General features: G+C 63.1%; 15 protein-coding genes. 3 read left to right on the forward strand and 12 right to left on the reverse strand.

All coding sequences use genetic code 11. The annotated features are described in order from the left end of the window. Position 1 precedes the first annotated feature (1 nt). Positions 2–1,330, reverse strand: a complete 1,329-nt coding sequence (aptA, locus tag AC0L28_RS20825) for an omega-aminotransferase AptA (protein WP_473479957.1) — start codon at positions 1,328–1,330, stop codon at positions 2–4. 254 nt (positions 1,331–1,584) lie between these two features. On the opposite strand from aptA, the gene AC0L28_RS20830 reads away from it, so the two are divergent. After that, complete coding sequence (locus tag AC0L28_RS20830; RefSeq protein ID WP_128174246.1) at positions 1,585–2,214, forward strand: TetR family transcriptional regulator C-terminal domain-containing protein; 630 nt, start codon at positions 1,585–1,587, stop codon at positions 2,212–2,214. A gap of 81 nt (positions 2,215–2,295) precedes the next feature. Here the strand turns inward: AC0L28_RS20830 and AC0L28_RS20835 are convergent, their stop codons facing one another. From AC0L28_RS20835 to AC0L28_RS20855, 5 genes are all read right to left on the reverse strand, one after another. Beyond that, complete coding sequence (locus tag AC0L28_RS20835; protein ID WP_287228200.1) at positions 2,296–2,673, reverse strand: DoxX family protein; 378 nt, start codon at positions 2,671–2,673, stop codon at positions 2,296–2,298. A 65-nt stretch (positions 2,674–2,738) separates the two neighbouring features. Further along, entirely contained in the window at positions 2,739–3,197 is a 459-nt protein-coding gene (locus tag AC0L28_RS20840) for a carboxymuconolactone decarboxylase family protein (protein WP_091600277.1), read from the reverse strand. 11 nt (positions 3,198–3,208) lie between these two features. Continuing rightward, positions 3,209–3,727 carry an RrF2 family transcriptional regulator gene (locus AC0L28_RS20845; RefSeq protein WP_287249484.1) on the reverse strand — a complete coding sequence of 173 codons (519 nt, stop codon included), beginning with the start codon at positions 3,725–3,727 and terminating at the stop codon, positions 3,209–3,211. A 324-nt stretch (positions 3,728–4,051) separates the two neighbouring features. Continuing rightward, positions 4,052–5,365, reverse strand: coding sequence for an NAD-dependent dihydropyrimidine dehydrogenase subunit PreA (preA, locus tag AC0L28_RS20850; protein ID WP_128167225.1), 1,314 nt, complete (start codon positions 5,363–5,365; stop codon positions 4,052–4,054). A gap of 2 nt (positions 5,366–5,367) precedes the next feature. Then, positions 5,368–6,732, reverse strand: coding sequence for an NAD(P)-dependent oxidoreductase (locus AC0L28_RS20855; RefSeq protein WP_287249480.1), 1,365 nt, complete (start codon positions 6,730–6,732; stop codon positions 5,368–5,370). 217 nt (positions 6,733–6,949) lie between these two features. Between AC0L28_RS20855 and AC0L28_RS20860 the strand changes: the two genes are divergently transcribed. Next, a complete protein-coding gene (locus tag AC0L28_RS20860; RefSeq protein ID WP_287249478.1) occupies positions 6,950–7,726 on the forward strand; it encodes a VOC family protein in 777 nt (258 codons plus the stop codon). Positions 7,727–7,831: 105 nt separating this feature from the next. On the opposite strand, the gene AC0L28_RS20865 is transcribed toward AC0L28_RS20860, so the two are convergent. Continuing rightward, positions 7,832–10,273: a GcvT family protein gene (locus AC0L28_RS20865; RefSeq protein ID WP_473479960.1), complete on the reverse strand. Its 2,442-nt coding sequence runs from the start codon at positions 10,271–10,273 to the stop codon at positions 7,832–7,834. Positions 10,274–10,518: 245 nt separating this feature from the next. After that, positions 10,519–12,057 (reverse strand): trimethylamine methyltransferase family protein, encoded by a 1,539-nt coding sequence (locus tag AC0L28_RS20870; RefSeq protein WP_473479962.1) that lies wholly within the window; start codon positions 12,055–12,057, stop codon positions 10,519–10,521. A gap of 218 nt (positions 12,058–12,275) precedes the next feature. On the opposite strand from AC0L28_RS20870, the gene AC0L28_RS20875 reads away from it, so the two are divergent. Beyond that, entirely contained in the window at positions 12,276–12,866 is a 591-nt protein-coding gene (locus AC0L28_RS20875; RefSeq protein ID WP_128174262.1) for a transglycosylase SLT domain-containing protein, read from the forward strand. 13 nt (positions 12,867–12,879) lie between these two features. Here the strand turns inward: AC0L28_RS20875 and AC0L28_RS20880 are convergent, their stop codons facing one another. The 4 genes from AC0L28_RS20880 to AC0L28_RS20895 all read right to left on the reverse strand — a co-directional run bounded on the left by AC0L28_RS20880 (position 12,880) and on the right by AC0L28_RS20895 (position 19,243). Next, positions 12,880–15,108 (reverse strand): dipeptide ABC transporter ATP-binding protein, encoded by a 2,229-nt coding sequence (locus AC0L28_RS20880; protein ID WP_473479964.1) that lies wholly within the window; start codon positions 15,106–15,108, stop codon positions 12,880–12,882. Between the two features lie 51 nt (positions 15,109–15,159). Continuing rightward, positions 15,160–16,317 (reverse strand): ABC transporter permease, encoded by a 1,158-nt coding sequence (locus AC0L28_RS20885; protein ID WP_091600286.1) that lies wholly within the window; start codon positions 16,315–16,317, stop codon positions 15,160–15,162. A gap of 12 nt (positions 16,318–16,329) precedes the next feature. Next, the gene (locus AC0L28_RS20890; protein ID WP_287292385.1) at positions 16,330–17,364 is read right to left on the reverse strand and encodes an ABC transporter permease; all 1,035 of its coding nucleotides are present in this window, start codon (positions 17,362–17,364) and stop codon (positions 16,330–16,332) included. Between the two features lie 223 nt (positions 17,365–17,587). Further along, the gene (locus AC0L28_RS20895; protein ID WP_473479967.1) at positions 17,588–19,243 is read right to left on the reverse strand and encodes an ABC transporter substrate-binding protein; all 1,656 of its coding nucleotides are present in this window, start codon (positions 19,241–19,243) and stop codon (positions 17,588–17,590) included. Positions 19,244–19,286 lie beyond the last annotated feature (43 nt).

Below are 19,286 nucleotides of genomic sequence, written 5' to 3' on the forward strand. Positions count from 1 at the left end.
CTCAATCCACCGCCCTCAGCACTTCACGCACATGGTCGATCAATTCGTTGATCTGGCCCTTGGTGATGATCAGCGGCGGCGACAGCGCGATGATGTCGCCGGTGGTGCGGATCAGCGCGCCGCGCTCGAACGCTTTCACAAAAGCCGAGAAGGCACGCTTGGTCGGACTGCCGGGGATGGGCGCCAGCTCGATCGCGCCGATCAGGCCGATGTTTCTGATGTCGATGACGTTCGGCTCGCCCTTCAGCGAATGCAGCGCGTCTTCCCAATACGGCGCCAGTTCCTGGCCGCGGGTCAGCAGGCCCTCTTCCTTATAGGTATCGAGCGTGCCGAGCGCCGCCGCACAGGCGATCGGATTGCCCGAATAGGTGTAGCCGTGGAAGAACTCGATCATATGCTCGGGGCCGGTCATGAAGGCGTCGTGGATTTCCTTCTTGACGAACACCGCGCCCATCGGGATGACGCCGTTGGAGACGCCCTTGGCGGTGGTCATGATGTCGGGCGTGACGCTGAAATAGTCGGCGGCAAACGGCGTGCCGAGACGGCCGAAGCCGGTGATGACCTCGTCGAAGATCAAAAGGATGCCATGCCTGGTGCAAATCTCGCGCAGCCTCTCGAGATAGCCCTTCGGCGGCAGGATGACGCCGGTGGAACCCGCCACCGGCTCGACGATAACGGCCGCGATGGTCGAGGCGTCGTGCAGCGCGACGATGCGCTCCAACTCGTTGGCCAGTTCCGCGCCATGCTCGGGCACGCCCTTGGTGAACGAATTCTTCTCCGGCAGGTGGGTGTGCGGCATGTGGTCGACGCCGCCGAGCAGCGTGCCGAACATCTTGCGGTTGGTGACGATGCCGCCGACCGAGATGCCGCCGAAATTGACGCCGTGATAGCCGCGCTCGCGGCCGATCAGGCGGGTGCGCGAGCCCTCGCCTCTGGCGCGGTGATAGGCGATCGCCATCTTCAACGCGGTCTCGACCGATTCCGATCCGGAATTGGTGAAGAACACGTGGTCCATGCCCTCCGGCGCCAGGTCGACCAAACGGTTCGCCAATTCGAAGACGATCGGGTGACCCATCTGGAACGCCGGCGCATAGTCGAGCTCGGCGGCCTGGCTCTGGATCGCATCGGTGATCTTCGGCCGGCAGTGGCCGGCATTGACGCACCACAGGCCGGCAGTGCCGTCTAAAACCGTGCGACCGTCGCTCGTCGTGTAATGCATGTCCTTGGCGGACACCATCATGCGCGGCGCCTGCTTGAACTGCCGGTTTGCCGTGAACGGCATCCAGAATGCGCTGAGATCGTTCGGCGTGACTTTCAGCCGGTTGGACATGACCAAGACTTCCCCTTGTAACCTGTTTCGGTGCGGCTAACGCTTGGTCTTCCCGACACTTGGTCTCTGCTGCGTTTTCGTGCTACGCAAATTTTGACCGATTGGACAAACGTTAGCACCGCCCTGTCGGCGGTCAAGGGATTACTAGCGGAAATGCGGCAGCTGAGGCGCGCTCCACAGGCCGGAGAAAAACTGGTCCAGAGAATTGGTCCAGATGGCTCTCCAAGCCATGGTATGCCGCGGTGACGGCCGACATGGAAATTCCGGCTCCTCGCCGTACCCGCATCCAGCAGGAAAAGCGCGAGCTGATCCTGGAGGCGGCGCTCGAGGTGTTCTCGACCAGCGGCTTTCGCGGCTCGACCATCGACCAGATCGCCGAAGCCGCCGGCATGTCGAAGCCGAACCTGCTCTACTATTTCCGCCGCAAGGAGGACATCCACGAGACGCTGATGCAGCGGCTTCTCGACACCTGGCTGGCGCCGCTGCGCGAACTCGACGACATCGGCGATCCCTTGACCGAATTGCGCAGCTATATCAGGCGCAAGCTCGAAATGGCGCGCGATTTCCCCAGGGAAAGCCGCCTGTTCGCCAACGAGATCCTGCAGGGCGCGCCGCGCATCATGCCGATGCTGGAAGGCGAGCTGAAGACGCTGGTCGACGAGAAGGCCGCCGTCATCAAGGGCTGGATGCGCGCCGGCAAGATCGCGCCCACCGACCCCTGGCACCTGATCTTCTCGATCTGGGCGACGACGCAGCACTATGCCGATTTCGACGTTCAGGTCCGCGCCGTGCTCGGCCCCGACCGCGGCGGCGACGGCCGCTTCGAGGATGCTGCAAGGTTTCTCGAACAATTGTTCATCGACGGGCTGAAGCCGAAGAGCTGAAACTTCAGCAATTGGTTTGACAGATTGAGACCGTTTGCCAGAGGCTGCGGCGGCTGCCTCCGCGAGGCGGCCACCGAACCTTCAAAGCGGCTGCGCCGCCAGCGCCAGGAAACCTCCAGTCAGCGCCACGTTGCCGACAAAGCCGTTGATGCGCGACGCGCGCTCGGGGCCCTGATGATCCCAGAAATTGTGGAACATCGGCGTGGCCACCATCAGGAACAGCACCAGGCACAGAGCCGCGGCAGCGGTCCAGACACCTGATATCACCAGCGCTCCGGAAACGATTTGCAGGACGATCCCCAACCACAGCATCAGCCGCGCCTGCGGCACGCCTCGCGTCGTCATCAGTTGGGTCAGGAAGCCTGCATTCTGGATGTTGCGCAGGCCGGCAAAGACAAAGGCGCCGCCAAGCAGCAGGCGTGCGGCAACCAGAATCTCATTCTCAAAATTCGACAACATGGTCTTGATCCCAAAGCAAAAAGAGACGCGCGGGGCGTTAAGGCCGCGCATCCAGTTTCGTCTGCTCAGGCGGCCTTGGCCGCCGCTACCGGATGAATGGCGTGGAAGGGAACGCAGAGCCGGTTCCAGGTGTTGATCATGCCGATCGCGACGGACAGCTTGACCAATTCCTCTTCCGAGAAGTGTTCAAGCGTGCGAGCATAGAGATCGTCCGGCACGCCGCTGTCGGCGATCTTCGTCACCACGTCGGTCCAGGCGAAGGCAGCACGTTCGCGCTCGGAAAACAACGGCGATTCCTTCCAGGCGGAGACGAGATAGAGCCGCTGCTCGGTCTCGCCATCTCGGCGCGCCTCGCGGCTGTGCATCTCGACGCAGTACGAACAGCCATTGATCTGCGACGCCCGCAGCTTGATCAGATGCAGCAGGCCTTCCTCGAGCCCGCACTCGTCGACCGCCTTGTTGAGCGCCGATACCGCTTTCATGATTTCCGGCGCCGCGCCGAAGAATTGCAGCCTCTGCTTCATTCTCTTTCCCTTCACGCTTGCTTGGTTGAACTGGATTTCTGCGGTCGTTGATGACGCTCGACAAAGGCGCAGTTGGCGGCGACTGAACGGGGATCGGCATCGCTCACGTATTCCGCAACGATGTCGGACAGCCGGGACTCGGCAAGAGCGGCGCGATAGGCGCGCTCGGCCTTCAGCATCGCGACGCTGATGCCGCAGGGTTTGACATAGGCCGAGGCATCGAGCCTGGCCGGCCCGCGCTGACGGATTTCGCCGCAACGGAAGGCCGGTTCGCGTCCTTCGACGGCGAGCACGATGTCGAGCAGCGTTATGCGCTCCGCCGGCCGCGCCAGCCGGAAACCGCCCGATGGCCCGGGCACCGATTCCAGGATGCCCGACGCCGTGAGCGCGTTGAGATGCTTGAGCAGATAGCTTGGCGACAGGCCGAACGCTTCCGCCATGGCAGCACCCGGCATGGTCGACGCGCCTTCCACGCCGGCAAGCATGGCGGCGCAGTGGATGGCCGCTTCAACGCCCTCGCCCAGCTTCATTTTTCTGAATTCCAATTCATGGATATATCTTATCGTGGATAATTTTTATCCGCAATAGGAATATCCGGGCCTACGGTTCCTTTTCAAAGGGTTGCGCTGCCCCTCATTGCCCTGCCGGGCATTTCTCCCCGTATAGTGACGGGGAGAAAGACGCTATCACCGATGATTTCGCCAATTGTCGGCGGTGCAAAAAGGGCGGCGAGGTTGCGGCAATCCCCCTTCTCCCCGTCACGATACGGGGAGAAGGTGCCGGCAGGCGGATGAGGGGCAGCGCCAACCTCGACAATTCAACCGGACGAAACCGATCTGGCGCTTCGACCAAACTTACTCCGCGGCCACCTTGGCCATCGGGTTGTTTGGATGCGTCGTCCAGTTGGCGTAGACCGGCGACACCGGTCTGCCGGTGCGCTGGTCGATGACGCCGGCCGCCAGCGGCTCCATGGTGATGCAGTTCTCGACAGGGCAGACATTGACGCAGAGGTTGCAGCCGACGCATTCGGCCTCGATCACCTCGAAATGCCGCTTGCCGTCAACCATGCTGGTGATCGCCTGGTGCGAAGTGTCCTCGCAGGCGATGTGGCAGCGGCCGCATTTGATGCACGCCTCCTGGTCGATATGCGCCTTGGCGACGTAATTGAGGTTGAGATATTGCCAGTCGGTGACGTTGGGCGTGGCGCGGCCGACGATGTCGTCGAGCGAGGCATGGCCCTTCTCGTCCATCCAGTTTTCCAGGCCGGCGATCATCTCCTGCACGATCTTGAAGCCATAGGTCATCGCCGCCGTGCACACCTGCACATTGCCGGCACCGAGCGCCATGAATTCGGCAGCGTCGCGCCAGGTGGTGATGCCGCCGATACCGGAGATCGGCAAGCCGTGCGTTTCCGGATCGCGGGCGATCTCGGCGACCATGTTCATGGCGATCGGCTTCACCGCCGGGCCGCAATAGCCGCCATGCGAACCCTTGCCGTCGATGGTCGGCTCCGGTGCGAAACTGTCGAGATTGACGCCGGTGATCGAATTGATGGTGTTGATCAGCGACACCGCGTCGGTGCCGCCGGCAAGGGCGGCACGCGCCGGCTTGCGTATATCGGTGATGTTCGGCGTCAGCTTGGTGATGACAGGCATGCGGGTGTTGGCCTTGCACCAGCGCACCACCATTTCGATGTATTCCGGCACCTGGCCGACGGCGGCGCCCATGCCGCGTTCCGACATGCCGTGCGGGCAGCCGAAATTGAGCTCGATGCCGTCGGCCCCGGTCTCCTCGACCACCGGCAGGATCGCCTTCCACGCATGCTCCTCGCAAGGCACCATCAGCGAGACGACGATGGCGCGCTCGGGCCAGTCCATCTTGACCTGCTTGATCTCGCGCAGATTGGTCTGCAAGTCGCGGTCGGTGATCAGCTCGATGTTGTTCAAGCCGAGCAGGCGGCGATCGGCGCCCCAGATCGCGCCATAGCGCGGGCCGTTGACATTGACCACCGGCGGCCCCTCTTCGCCGAGCGTCTTCCAGACAACGCCGCCCCAGCCCGCCCTAAAGGCGCGGATGACATTGTAGGCCTTGTCGGTCGGCGGCGCCGAGGCCAGCCAGAACGGATTCGGCGATTTGATGCCGACGAAATTGTTTCTGATATCTGCCATGCTCATGCCCTCCCGTTCGAGGTCAGTGCCCGGTGGATCGATTCGGCCGCGTCGCGCCCCTGCGCGACTGCCGAGACGGTGAGGTCGTCGCCGCCATAGATGCAGTCGCCGCCGGCCCAGACGTTTGGCAGCGAGGTGCGGCCTTCGGCGTCGACCTTGATGCGGCCGGCTTCCAGCGCCAGCAAGGCGCCGCTGCCGTTGAGCGCAGCCGGGACAAAGCTCTGGCCGATCGCCTTGAACACCTGGTCGGCAGTGAGCGTCAGCCGCTCGCCGGTGCCGACGAGTTTCTCGCCATCCATCGCCGTATATTCGAGCTCGATGCCCGAGACCTTGCCGCCTTCGGCAATGACCCGCTTCGGCTGCAGCCAGTGACGGATGATGACGCCGTTGGCGGCGGCCAGGTCCTGCTCGAATTCGGAAGCGTTCATGTGCTCCTGACCGCGCCGGTAGCAGATCGTCACCTCTTCGGCGCCGAGCAGCTTTGATTGCACCGCCGCGTCGATCGCCGTCATGCCGCCGCCGATGACGACGACGCGCCGGCCGACCGGCAGGCTGGCAAGATCGCTGGCCTGGCGAAGCTCGGCAATGAACTCCACCGCATTGGTGACGCCTTGCGCGTCCTCGCCGTCGGCGCGCAGCGCGTTGACGCCGCCAAGTCCCATGCCGAGGAACACTGCATCGTAATTCCTGGTCAGGTCCGACAGCTGGTAATCGCGGCCAAGCGCCTTGCCGTTCTGGATGTCGATGCCGCCGATCGAAATGACATAGTCGACCTCGGCCTGGGCAAAATTGTCGATGCTCTTGTAAGCGGCGATGCCGTATTCATTGAGACCGCCGGCTTTCGGGCGGGCCTCGAGGATGGTCACGTCGTGACCGTGGCGGGCGAGCCGATGGGCGGCGGCAAGCCCGGCCGGTCCGGCGCCGACCACGGCGACCGTCTTGCCGGTCGGAGCGGCGCGCGCATAGAACTGCTTGTTCTCAGCCATCGCGACATCGGTGGCATAACGCTGCAGGCGGCCGATCTGCACCGGCTTGCCTTCAGCCACTTCGCGCACGCAGACCTCTTCGCACAGCGTCTCGGTCGGGCAGACGCGGGCGCACATGCCGCCCAAAATGTTCTGGTCGAAAATCGTCCTGGCCGAGCCGATCGGATTGCCGGTCGAGATCTGGCGGATGAACAGCGGGATGTCGATCGAGGTCGGGCATGCGTTCATGCACGGCGCATCGTAGCAGAAATAGCAGCGATCGGACTCGACCAGCGCCTCGTGATGATCGAGCGGCGGATGCAGGTCGGAAAAATTATCGGCATATTGCTCGGGCGAAAGCCGCCCACCGGCAATGCCCTGCTTGAAATGACCAGTCGCCATTCCGCTTCCCCATTCCTTGTTGTTTTGCGGAAGGCTAGCACGTTTTGTTTTTTTATCAATTGGTCAATTTTCGACGCAAGCCGCTGAAAAGCCACGAAAAAACATGATATCAATACTCATGTTTTCTATATTGGCCTTGGCTGTCGGAATTCCGTCGCGAAGATCGTCCTAGATGGATCACGCATGATCGCTGACTGGAAACCCAAGGAGCACGACAATGCCAAACTCCCCGATGTCCTTCTTCTGGTACGAGCTGATGACCACCGATCTCGACGCTGCCGAAGCGTTCTACACCGATGTGGTGGGCTGGAAGGCGCAGCCCTTCGACGGCGCGCCCGGCATGCCGCGCTATATCGTGATGAATGTCGGCCAGCGCGGCGTCGGCGGGCTGATGACGCAGCCGGACGAAGTGCGCAAGACGGGCATGCCGCCAGCCTGGGTCGGTTACATCCATACCGGGGATGTCGATGCTTCCACGAAATCGCTGAAGGGCGCCGGCGGTGCGGTTCACCGCGAACCCGATGACATTCCGGGCGTCGGCCGCTTTGCCGTCGTCGCCGATCCGCAAGGCGCGGTGTTCAACTTCCTGCAGCCGATTGGCCCTGACCAGCCGCCGTTGCCGGCTACTACTCCCGGCAATATCGGCTGGCATGAACTCTACACGACCGACTGGCACGCCGCGTTCGATTTCTATGCCGGGCAATTCGGCTGGACCAAGGGCGACGCCATGGATATGGGGCCGATGGGCACCTACCAGCTGTTTGCCGCCGGCGGCGAACCTGTCGGCGGCATGATGAACAAGCCCGAGCAGGTTCCGGTGCCGGTCTGGCAGTTCTATTTCAATGTCCCCGCAATCGACGCGGCGGCCAAGCGTGTCACCGATAATGGCGGCACGATCCTGATGGGACCGATGGAGGTTCCCGGCGGCGGCTGGATCGTGATGTGCACGGACCCACAGGGTGCTCATTTCGCGCTGACGGCGCCGGTGCGGTAGCTGGGCCGGCGTCATGCTTGTCGAAGTGGGCGATCCTTCGCGCCCCCTCTGTCCTGCCGGACAGAGGGGGCGCTGTCCCGCCGGCCCCGCGCAATGGCAGCGCCCTCACCCGCGCATCCGCACGAGATTCGCGTCGAACAGCGGCGTCGGCTGCACCCGGGCGGTGTAGCGCTTGCCCAGGAGCTCGATCTCGAAACCATCGGCCTCGTCGGCGATCTCCTTCGGCACATAGCCCAGGGCCACGGACGTCTTCGAATGATGTGCGTAGCCGCCTGACGTGACCCAGCCGCGCACCGCGCCGTCGAACCAGATCGGCTCGTCGCCGATGACGTCGGCGTCTGCCGCATCGACGACAAAGGCGCGCAGTCGCAGCTTGCCGCCTTGCTGGCGCTCGGCGAGTGCCGCCTGCTTGCCGATGAAATCGGTTTCTTTCCCGTAGGCGACGAAACGGTCGAGCCCGGCCTCCAGCGGTCCGTAGATCGGCCGGTATTCGCGCGCCCACGAGCCGTAATTCTTCTCCAGCCGCAGCGCGTTGAGCGCGCGCGCGCCGAACAGGCCGATGCCGAAGTCTTCGCCGGCCGCCATCAGGGTCTGGTACGCGGCACGCTGATATTCCGGCGCCACCCAGATCTCGTAGCCGAGATCGCCGGTGTAGCTGACGCGGCCGACCAGGCACGGCGCCATGCCGATATCCATCCTGGCCGTCGCCATGAACGGAAACGCCGCATTCGACACATCCGCCCGCGTGGCTTTTGCCAGCACGTCCCGCGCCCTCGGACCGGCAATCGACAGGCCCGTCAGTCTCGCCCCCAGCGCCTCGATATGGACCGAGCCATCTTGCGGCAGATGCGCCTCGAACCAGCGCATGTGATACTGCTCGGCAATGCCGGAACCGGCGAGGAACCAGCCCTCCCCGCTGGAATTGCCGCTGCCGAGATTGGCCAGCGAAAAGTCGCCGATCAGCCTGCCGTCTTGCTTCAGCATCGGCGCCAGCGTCATGCGGCCGGGCTTTGGCAGCTTGCAGGCAAGCAGGCGGTCGAGCCAGGCCGCCGCGCCCGCGCCCGTCACCCTGTATTTGGCGAAGGACGAGATTTCCGACAGGCCGACACTTGTCCGCACCGTCCTCACCTCTTTTGCGACATGCTCGAAATCGCTCGAGCGCCGCCACGAGAACTCGTCCCTTACGCCTTCGGGCGCATACCACAGCGGCACTTCCAGCCCATAGGCCACGCCCCACTGCGCGCCCTTGGCCGACAAGAGGTCGTAGACCGGCGTGGTCTTGAGCGGCCGCCCGGCAGGCAGCTCCTCATTGGGAAAGCGGATGGAAAAACGCCGCGAATAATTCTCGCGCACCTTGGCGTTGGTGTAGGCCATCGTTGCCCAGTCGCCGTAGCGCGAGACGTCCATCGCCCAGATGTCGGCGCCGGGATCGCCCTCGATCATCCAGTTCGACAGCGCCAGGCCAACACCGCCGCCCTGCGAAAAGCCGGCCATGACGCCGCAGGCGACCCAGAAGCCAGGCAGGCCGCGCACCGGCCCGACCAACGGGTTGCCGTCGGGCGCGAAGGTGAAGGGGCCGTTGATGATCTGCTTGATTCCGGTGTTCTGGAAGGCCGGGAAATGCCGAAACCCGACTTCCAATGACGGCGCGATGCGGTCGATGTCGGGCTCCAGCAGCTCGTGGCCGAAATTCCACGGTGTCTGGAGCTCGGACCATGGCTTGTTGGCCTTCTCATAGGTGCCCATCAGCATGCCGCCGCGCTCCTGGCGCAGATAGAGCTCGCCGTCGAAATCGACCGCGTGGATGATCTCCGTGCCGGTCTTCTGGTTCCAGGCGGCGACCTCCGGCATGTCCTCGGTGATCAGGTACATGTGCTCCATGGCCAGCACCGGCAGTTCGAGGCCCACCATGCGGCCGACCTCGCGCGCCCACAGGCCGCCGGCGTTGACGACATGCTCGGCCACCACCTCGCCCTTGTTGGTGATGATCCGCCAGAACCCGTCGGCGCGGCGCACGATATCCTCGACCTTGGTGAAGCGCTCGACCTCGGCGCCAAGTTTTCTGGCCGCCTTGGCATAGGCGTGGGTGACGCCGGACGGGTCGAGATGACCGTCCTCCTTGTTGCGCACCGCGCCGACGAACTGTTTCGGGTCGAGCAGCGGCATCAACTCGGCCGCCTCATCAGGCGAGATCTCCTCGAGGTCGATGCCGAGATAGCGGCCCTTGCCGACAACGCCGCGCAGCCAGTCGAGCCGCGCCTCGGTCGCCGCCAAAAGCACGCCACCGGTCAGATGCACGCCGGTCGCCTGGCCGGACAGCTCCTCGATCTCCTTGTAGAGCGAGATCGTGTATTTCTGCAGCTTGGCGACGTTGGGATCGCCATTGATCGTGTGCATGCCGCCGGCCGCGTGCCAGGTCGAGCCGGAAGTCAGCTCGTCGCGCTCCAGAAGCACAATGTCGGTCCAGCCGTGACGGGCGAGATGGAACAGCACCGAACAGCCGACGACGCCTCCGCCAATGACCACGACCTTCGCATGCGATTTCATGGGTTTTTCTCGTTATTTCAGGGAGTTGGAGGGGTGGGATGAATCGGTGCGGGAGGAGCCAAGCCACCCCCCTCTGGCCTACCAGCCATCTCCCCCTCAAGGGGGGAGATTGGCAGTTTCAACGCCGCCGCGCTCTTTTCAACGGTGGTGATTGGCGAAGGAGAACGTGACAGCCAATCTCCCCCCTTGAGGGGGAGATGTCCGGCAGGACAGAGGGGGGGTACACGAGCGCAAGCCTTCGACCATCACGGCTCGCCCTGCCCGATCGCTTCCTTGCGCCTGGCCACATACGCCTCCAGCGCCTCGCGCACGGCAATATCAATCGTCGGTTCGACATGATCCTCCAGCGCCTTCTTCCACAGCCGCGTCGCCCGCGCCGTGGCGTCTAGCCCGCCGGCCTCCTGCCAGGCCTCGTAGTTCTGCCAATTGGAGAGCATCGGCTGGTAGAAGGCGGTTGCATAGCGCTCCAGCGTGTGCGGCTCGCCGAAGAAATGGCCGCCGGTCGGCACGGCACCCAGCGCCTCGACGGCGAGTTCCGCCTCGTTGACTTCGATCGGGCGCAAAAACTCCATCATGTGCTGGATCATCTCGACGTCGATGATGAACTTTTCGAACGACGCGGTCAGCCCGCCCTCCTGCCAGCCGGCTGCGTGGTAGACGAGATTGCCGTGGCCGAGCACCGCGCCCCACAGCGCCATCAGCGTCTCATAGGCGCCTTGCGCGTCGGCGGCGTTGGAGGCCGAGCCCGGCGTCGTCCGGTAGGGCAGTCCATAGCGCCGCGCCAATTGCCCGGAGGCGATGTTGGCCTTGGTGTTCTCCGGCGTGCCAAAGGCCGGCGCACCGGACTTCATGTCGACATTGGAGGTGAAGGCGCCATACATGACCGGGGCGCCGGGGCGGACAAGCTGCGTCAAGACCACGCCGAACAGCGCCTCGGCGTTCTGTTGCGCCAGCGCGCCGGCAAGCGTCACCGGGCTCATCGCCCCCATCAGCGTGAACGGCGTCACCGCAACCGACTGACCGAACTCGGCCATGGTCATCAGGCCTTCGGCCATCATTTCGTCGAAGCGGCGCGGCGAGTTGACCGAGATGATGGTGGTGACGCCGGGATCGTCGCGCATTTGGTCGAGGCTCAAGCCCCGCGAAATCGCCATCATTTCGACGCCGTCCAGCGCCCTGCCGCGGCCGATCGCCGAGACGTGAAAACTCTTGTCGGTCAGCGTCAGATTGGCGAAATAGGTGTCGAGGTGGCGTGAATTGGCCGGCAGTTCCACCGGTGCGCAGACCTGATTGCCGAGCATGTGGATGCAGTTGAAATGCTGCGCCAGCCGGGTGAGGTCGCAATAGTCGCGCAAATTGCCGGCGCGCCGGCCGCGTTCCATGTCATGCACGTTCGGCGGTCCGGCGACGAGCGTAAAATTGATCGTGTTGCCGCCGAGATGGACTGTGTGGGCCGGGTTCCGCGGCGTCAGCGTATAGCTGGACCGCGTCGTCTTCAGTGCCTCGTCGACCATGCCGCGGTCGATGCGGACAGTCATCGACGCATGATTGACCTTGGCGCCGGCCTTCTCGAACAGCGAAAGCGCCCGCGGGCTCATCACCTCGATGCCGAAATTCTCCAGAATGTGCATCGACGCCTGGTGGATCGCCTCGATCTGATCGGCCGAGAGCATCGCCATCGGCGGATAGGGATTTGTCACGCGGCGCAACGGCAGTTGCGGGATGGCGGCCGGTCCCCTGTTGCTGGTTCGCTCGGCGCCGCGCTTGCGTCTCGGTTCGGTCATGCGGCGCATCAAAGCGCCGGCACGACGATCGGGCTGTCAGAAATCCGCCACCTGCGGGCGCGATTTTAGCCAAGGCGGCATTTTGGGATTTTCGTGCCGACAAAAGCGACGGAAAACGTCGGAATATCTATCCTCGCTGTGTCCCGGCCAAAGCGGCCGATCAGCCGTTAAGGAACGCTGCAAGATTCCCTTTATGATTCCAGCCTAATCCTCTTCCAATGGGTAGGTCGAGTTTTAGCAAAATTGTAGCCGTTACCGTGCTGCTGGCGCTGTCGGCCTGCGCGACGCCGCCGAGCCATATCAACAATGTCTGCGCCGTCTTCGACCAGAATGACGGCTGGTTCGACAACTGGCAGGCGGCGGCCGAACGCGCCGAACGGAAGCACGGCGTGCCGGTTCCCGTGCTGATGGCGACGGTGCGCAAGGAATCCGGCTTCAAGAGTAACGCCAGGCCGCCGCGCAAGAAGCTGCTCGGCTTCATTCCCTGGAAACGTGCCTCCAGCGCCACCGGCTTCTCGCAGGCGCTTGACGGCACCTGGGCGCAATATCAGAGCGAGACCGGCAGTTGGGCGGCGCGCCGCACCAGCTTCGCCGATGCCGTCGATTTCGTCGGCTGGTATCATTCCAAGACATCAGACACGCTCGGCGTCGCCCGCAACGACACCTACAATCTCTATCTGGCCTATTATCTCGGCTGGACGGCCTATGGCCGCGGCAACCGCGGCGATGCCGGCGTGCAGCGCTATGCGCGGGCCACCGAGCAGATGGCTCGGGACTACGCCGCGCAGCTACGCCAATGCGCGCGTTGATGGCGCCACGGATCTAATCGTCCGTCAGCTTCGGCCTCTTGCCGTGCGGACGCTGCGGCGGAGCGCCGGCAAAGCCCGGACCGATGCCTTGCGGCGCGTCGTCGGGCACGCCTTCATTGGCGGCATGCTCCTTGTCGAACTTGATCACCGGCTCCATTTTCGCCAGCACGTCGTCGGCAAGCCAGCACAGGCTCATATGACCGTCGCCGAGATGCTTGACCGGCGGCACCTGCGTCTCGCAAAGATTGTCCGGCACCAGCTTCTTGTAGCCGCAGCGGGTCTGGAACGGGCAGCCGGTTGGCGGGTTCATCGCCGACGGGATGTCGCCCTCCAGCACGATGTGCTTCTTGATCACGCTGGTATCGGCGATCGGGATCGCCGACAGCAGCGCCTCGGTATAGGGATGATAGGGCGGCGAAAAGATCTGGTCGGTCGTGCCCTGCTCGACGATATAGCCGAGATACATGACGACGACGCGGTCGGCGATGTAGCGCACCACCGACAGGTCGTGGCTGATGAACAGCATCGTCGTCTTGTTCTTGCGCTGGATGTCCATCAACAGTTCGGTCACCGCCGCCTGCACCGACACGTCGAGCGCCGAGACTGGCTCGTCGGCCACTACCACCTTGGCATCGCCGGCAAAAGCCCGCGCCACGCCGATGCGCTGCTTCTGGCCGCCGGAAAGCTGGCGCGGCTTGCGGGTCTCGAACGCCCGCGGCAGCTTCACCAGGTCGAGCAGTTCCAGCATGCGCTTGCGGCGATCGGCAACGGTGTTGCCGACATTGAATTTTTCCAGCGTGCGGATGATCTGCGAGCCGACCGTATGGCTGGGATTGAGCGTGTCGAACGGATTCTGGAACACCATCTGGATCGACGACACCGTCTCGACGCTGCGGTTCTCGACCCCGATCGACTGGATCTGCTGGTTGCCGAGCGTCACGCTGCCGGAGCTTGCCGTCTCCAGTCCGAGCAGCACCTTGGCCAGCGTCGACTTTCCGCAGCCGGACTCGCCGACGATGGCGACGGTCTCGGATTCGCGCGCCATGAAGGAGATCGTCTCATTGGCCTTGACGACGCGGCCCTCGCTCGAGCCGAACACCTCGCTGCCGCCGACCTTGTAGTACTTTCTGAGATCCTCGATCTTGAGCACCGGCGCACCGGGCTCGACGCGCTCGTTGACCTTCTTGGCGCCGGGCGGCAGCGCTTCCCAGTCGATCTCGTTGAAGCGCACGCAACGCGAAAAATGGCCTTCATGGCCGTCGACCGTGATCATCGGGATTTCTGCAGCGTTGCAGACGCCCTCGACGAAATGGTGGCAGCGGGGGCCGAAATTGCAGCCCTTCGGCCGCTCATGCGGCAGCGGCAATTGCCCTGGGATTGAGATCAGAGGCCGCGAATTCTTGTCGGCGCCGGGCAGCGGGATCGAGCGGAACAGGCCTTGCGTGTAGGGATGGCGCATCCGGTCGAAGACGTCCTTGATCTTGCCGGTCTCCACCGCTTCGCCCGAATACATCACCGTGATGCGGTCGCAGGTTTCCAGGATCAGGCCGAGATTGTGCGACACGAAGATCATCGAGGTGCCGAACTTCTCGCCGAGCCCCTTGACCAGGTCGACGATGCCGGCTTCGACCGTCACGTCGAGCGCCGTCGTCGGCTCGTCGAGCAGCAGCAGCGCCGGCTTCGACAGCAGCGCCATGGCGATGACGATGCGCTGTTGCTGGCCGCCGGAAAGCTGGTGCGGAAAGGAGCGCATCATGCGCTCCGGATCGGGCAGCCTGACCGCGCGCACCATTTCCAGCGCGCGCCTGTAAGCCTCTTCCTTCGACACCTTGTCGTGGATCAGCGGCACTTCCATCAGTTGCTGGCCGACCTTCATCGCCGGGTTCAGGCTGGCCATCGGCTCCTGGTAGATCATCGCGATCTTGTTGCCGCGGATGGCGCGCAGTTCCTCGTCGGACAGCTCGCCCATGTCCTTGCCCTGGAATTTTATCCGGCCGCCGACGATCTTTCCGATGTTGGAGAGGTCGCGCATGATGCCGAGCGACACGGTCGACTTGCCGCAGCCGGATTCGCCGACGATGCCCATCGCTTCGCCAGGCATGACCGTGCAGGAAAAATCCATGACGGCCGGTATCTCGCCCTTGCGGGTGAAGAAGGAGATCGACAGGTTCTCGATCTCGATGATCGGCCCGTTGGTCGGCCCGTTGGTCGGCTTGGGGGGATTTCGAACTGCCTCATTCATGGGTCGCTCCAATCCTTGTTCTTTCAGCATATCGGGTCGAGAACCCGTCCATCAATCTTTCATCGATTGCTCACGCAGCGAGTCGGCCAGCAGGTTAAGGCCCAGCACGAACGACATCAGCGCGATCGTCGGCGGCAGCGCCGGATGGATGAAGGAGCGCAGCAGCCGGCTGGCATCCTTGATCGCAGTGCCCCAGTCCGGGCTCTCGGGCGCCAGCCCCAGGCCGAAATAGCCGAGCGTGCCGAGCAGGATCGTGGTGTAGCCGATACGCAGGCAGGCATCGACGATCAGCGGCCCGCGTGCGTTGGGAAGGATCTCCCACAGCATGATGTACCAGGGCGATTCACCGCGCGTCTGCGCCGCCGCCACATAGTCGCGCGTTTTGATGTCCATGACCAGGCCGCGCACGATGCGGAACACGCCGGGGCTGGAGGCGAACACCACCGCCACGAAGATGTTGAGCTGGTTGGGATCGATATGGATGATCCTGAACGGATCGGCATCGAAGACCAGGCCGGCATAGACCCAGCCGCCAATGATCAGCGTCAGCCCCAGCAGGATGTAAAGGCGGTCGGGCCGTTTCTTGTAGCGCGTCCAGAACAGCACGCTGAAGAAGATGATCGGGAACATGAAGAACAGGCCGGCCATCGCATAGGGGATCGGTGTCTCCATGATGCCCGGCGTCACCAGGAGGTAGAACAGCAGGATCACCGGGAAGGCGAGCACCAGATTGGCGAGGAATGACAGCACCGTATCGATCCTGCCTCCATAATAGCCGGCCGGCAGGCCGAGCGTGATGCCGACCATCAGCGCAAAACCGGTCGCCGCCGGCGCGATGATCAGCACGATCTGGCTGCCGTAGACCATGCGGCTGAACACGTCGCGGGCAAGCTTGTCGCCGCCGAACAGGTAGACAAGTCCCGATTGCGGCTCGACCGCGCCCGGCAGCGCGTCCTTCATGATCGGGATCTGGACAAGCGGATTGAAGGGCGAGACGGTCGACGCGAAGATCGCCGTGAACAGCCAGAATAGACAGATGCCGACGCCGACGATGCCGACGCTGCTGTCGAAGAGCTGACCGTAGAGGCCAAGCCTCTTCTTGTAGGCGAAGCTCGCCCCCATCACCAGGACGAGAGCGATCCAGACCGGCCAGAAACGCGCAAGCACGCCAAGCACCACATTGAAGGCGCCGATATATTCAAGCTGCATCCGCTCGATCCCCTATTGAACTCTGATACGCGGATTGAGAAACGCGTAGCCGACATCGGAAATGAGCTGCGTGATCAGGACGATGAACACCGAGACCAGGGAGCAGCCGAGCAAAAGATCGATATCGTTGTTGCCGGCCGCTTCGACCAGCGTGTAGCCAAACCCCTGGTAGCGGAACATCACCTCGACGATGACGACGCCGGTGAGCAGCCAGGGAAATTGCAGCATGATGACGGTGAATGGCGCGATCAGCGCGTTGCGCAGCGCGTGCTTGACCACGACGCTGCCGAAGGAGAGGCCCTTCAACCGGGCGGTGCGGATATATTGCTGCGTCATCACCTCGACCATCGAGGCGCGGGTCATGCGGGCGATATAGCCGATGCCATAGATCGCCAGCGTCATCACAGGCAAGGTGAAGTTGTAGAAGGTGATGCCCCGGCTGGCGGAAGCCGCCGAACCGTTCAGCAGGCCGAGCCATGAGGCGAAGATAACGGTGAAAATGACGCCGGACACATATTCGGGCGTCGCCGTCGAGGCGATCGAGGCGACCGACAATGTCCGGTCGGTTCGCGAGCCTTCGCGCATGCCGGCGAGTATGCCGATCAGCAGCGAGATCGGCACCATCACCACAAGCACCCAGAACATCAGGATTCCGGTGGCGCTGAGCGCCGGGAAAAGTTTTGACGCCACCGTCGTCTTGAACTTGGTCGAGCAGCCGAAGTCACCCTGCAGCACGCCGGAGAAGGTCGGCTCGACAGGATCGTTGCAGAAGGCAAAACGTCGCGTGGGTTTGCCCGTCGCCGGATCTGTGACCGGCTGTTTGGGCACGATACCCAGCCATTGGCCATAGCGGGAGAAGAAATTCTGGCGATAGCCATGGTTGACCAGCCAGTTTTCGAGCTGCTCGGCCGAGGTGTGCATTTCGGTCTGGCTAATCGCCAGCTTTTTCAGATTGGGATCGAGATTGATCAGGAAGAACACGACCATCGTCAGGCACAGCATCGTCAATGCCATGGTGCCGAGGCGTCGAAGGATGAAAGAAAGCATGGCGGTCCCCTGCCGGCTGGTTGGGGTTGAGGCCGGCTCGGAGCCAGTTCGGCCGCAATCGGCAGAGCTGGCTGTCAAACGGACCCTCAGAATGCGATCAACCCTGTCTTATTGCACGCCCCTTTCCGAAGAGTCTGCGCTTTTTTCTGCGCCGACCTGCGGTTGTGGGATCATGCATGGCGTGGGTGGAAGGGGCGAACCGCCCCTTCCACGATCGATCCGATCAGGCCTCCTCGTCGAGCCAGACCTTGCCGTAGTCGCGCTCGAAGGTCGGGTGCATGGCGTAGTTCTTAACGGAAGCGACCGAATGGCTGTAGAGCTTGCGCCAGTAAGGCTGGATGATGATGCCGGCATCCTGCAGGATCTGCTCGATGTCCTTCATCATTTCCTTGCGCTTGGCGGGGTCGGCAACGGCGAGCGCAGCGTTGAGCTTGGCATCCCACTCCGCATTCGCCCAGCCTGTCTCGTTCCAGGCTTCACCGGTGCGATAGCCGATCGCCAGAACCTGGACGCCGAGCGGCCGCATGTTCCAGTTGGTCATCGACAGCGGGTATTTGGTCCAGTCGTTCCAGAAGGTCGAGCCCGGCAGCACCGTACGCTTGACCTTGATGCCGGCGTCGCGCATCTGCGCGGCGATCGCATCGCCGGTGTTCTTGTGCCAGTCTTCGTCGACCGTGATCAGCTCGTGCTCGAAGTCGGCCTGGCCGGCTTCAGCCATCAGCGCCTTAGCCTTGGCCGGATCGCGGGCAATCTTCGCCAGCTCGAAGTATTCCGGATGGATCGGCGAGACATGGTGGTTTTCGGCAACTGTGCCGGCATTGCCGTAGCCGAGCTGCAGGACGACAGCGTTGTCGACCGCAAGCTGCAGCGCGTTGCGAACCTTCTGATCGTCATACGGCTTGTTGGTCACATTGGTGCGGCAGACGATCGTCGAAGCGGTGACCACCTCGGACTTGACCAGGTCGACACCGTCGAGGATCGACACATAGTCGGCCGACGTCTCGAAATTGGTATGGACTTCGCCGGCTTCGAAAGCGCTGACCATCGCCGCCGGATCGGTGCCATAGTCGATGAACTCGACGCCGTCGAGAAACACCTCACCGTCCCACCACTTGTTGTCTTCGCGGCGTTTGTAGACGACCTTCTGGCCGACATCGTAGGAGACCAGTTCAAATGGGCCGGTGCCGATCGGGCAGGCTTTGAAATCGCCGCCCTTTTCGTCGAAGGTCTTGTGGACGACGAGACCGGGATAGTCGCACACGTTGGGGATGAGCGCGATATCCGGCGAGCTGAGCGTCAGCTTGACCGTGTGTTCGTCGACCTTGGTGACGGCGCTCTCATCCAGCTTGTCGTCCTTGACCAGCGAGCCGAGACGACCGGGCATGGAATTGCCTTCGGCCTTCTTGTCGGCCCAACGCTTGAAGTTGAAGATGACATCGTCGGCGGTGAACGGATCGCCGTTGTTCCAGGTGACGCCCTTGCGCACATGCAGCGTGTATTCGGTGGCGTCGTCGTTGACGTCCCAGCTCTCGAGCAGGTAGGGGCGGAACGTGTATTCGTTCGTGTACTTGACCAGCGGCTCGAGCGCCTGGCGCTCGGCATTGGCGATCTCCGACCAGTCGGCCTTGCGCGGATCCTTCGGATCCTTGATCCACATAGCGACCTTCAGTATGCCGCCTTTCTTGCCCTGCGCGTCCTGCGCTCTCGCCGGCGTCGGGTCGGCGAGGCCGAGCATGCCATAGGCCATCGCCGTGGACGCGCCGAAGATGCTGGCCAAAGCGAGAAACTCGCGGCGATCGACACGTCCGGCCCTGGCTTCCTGGGCCATCGCATGGATGTGATCCGGAACGCGGTCGCCATTACTCTTGTAGATTGTCATCGAGAACTCCCATTGTTGGCTTTCTGCCTTTTACCATTCCGCA

This window comes from Mesorhizobium sp. WSM4847 (assembly GCF_055811335.1).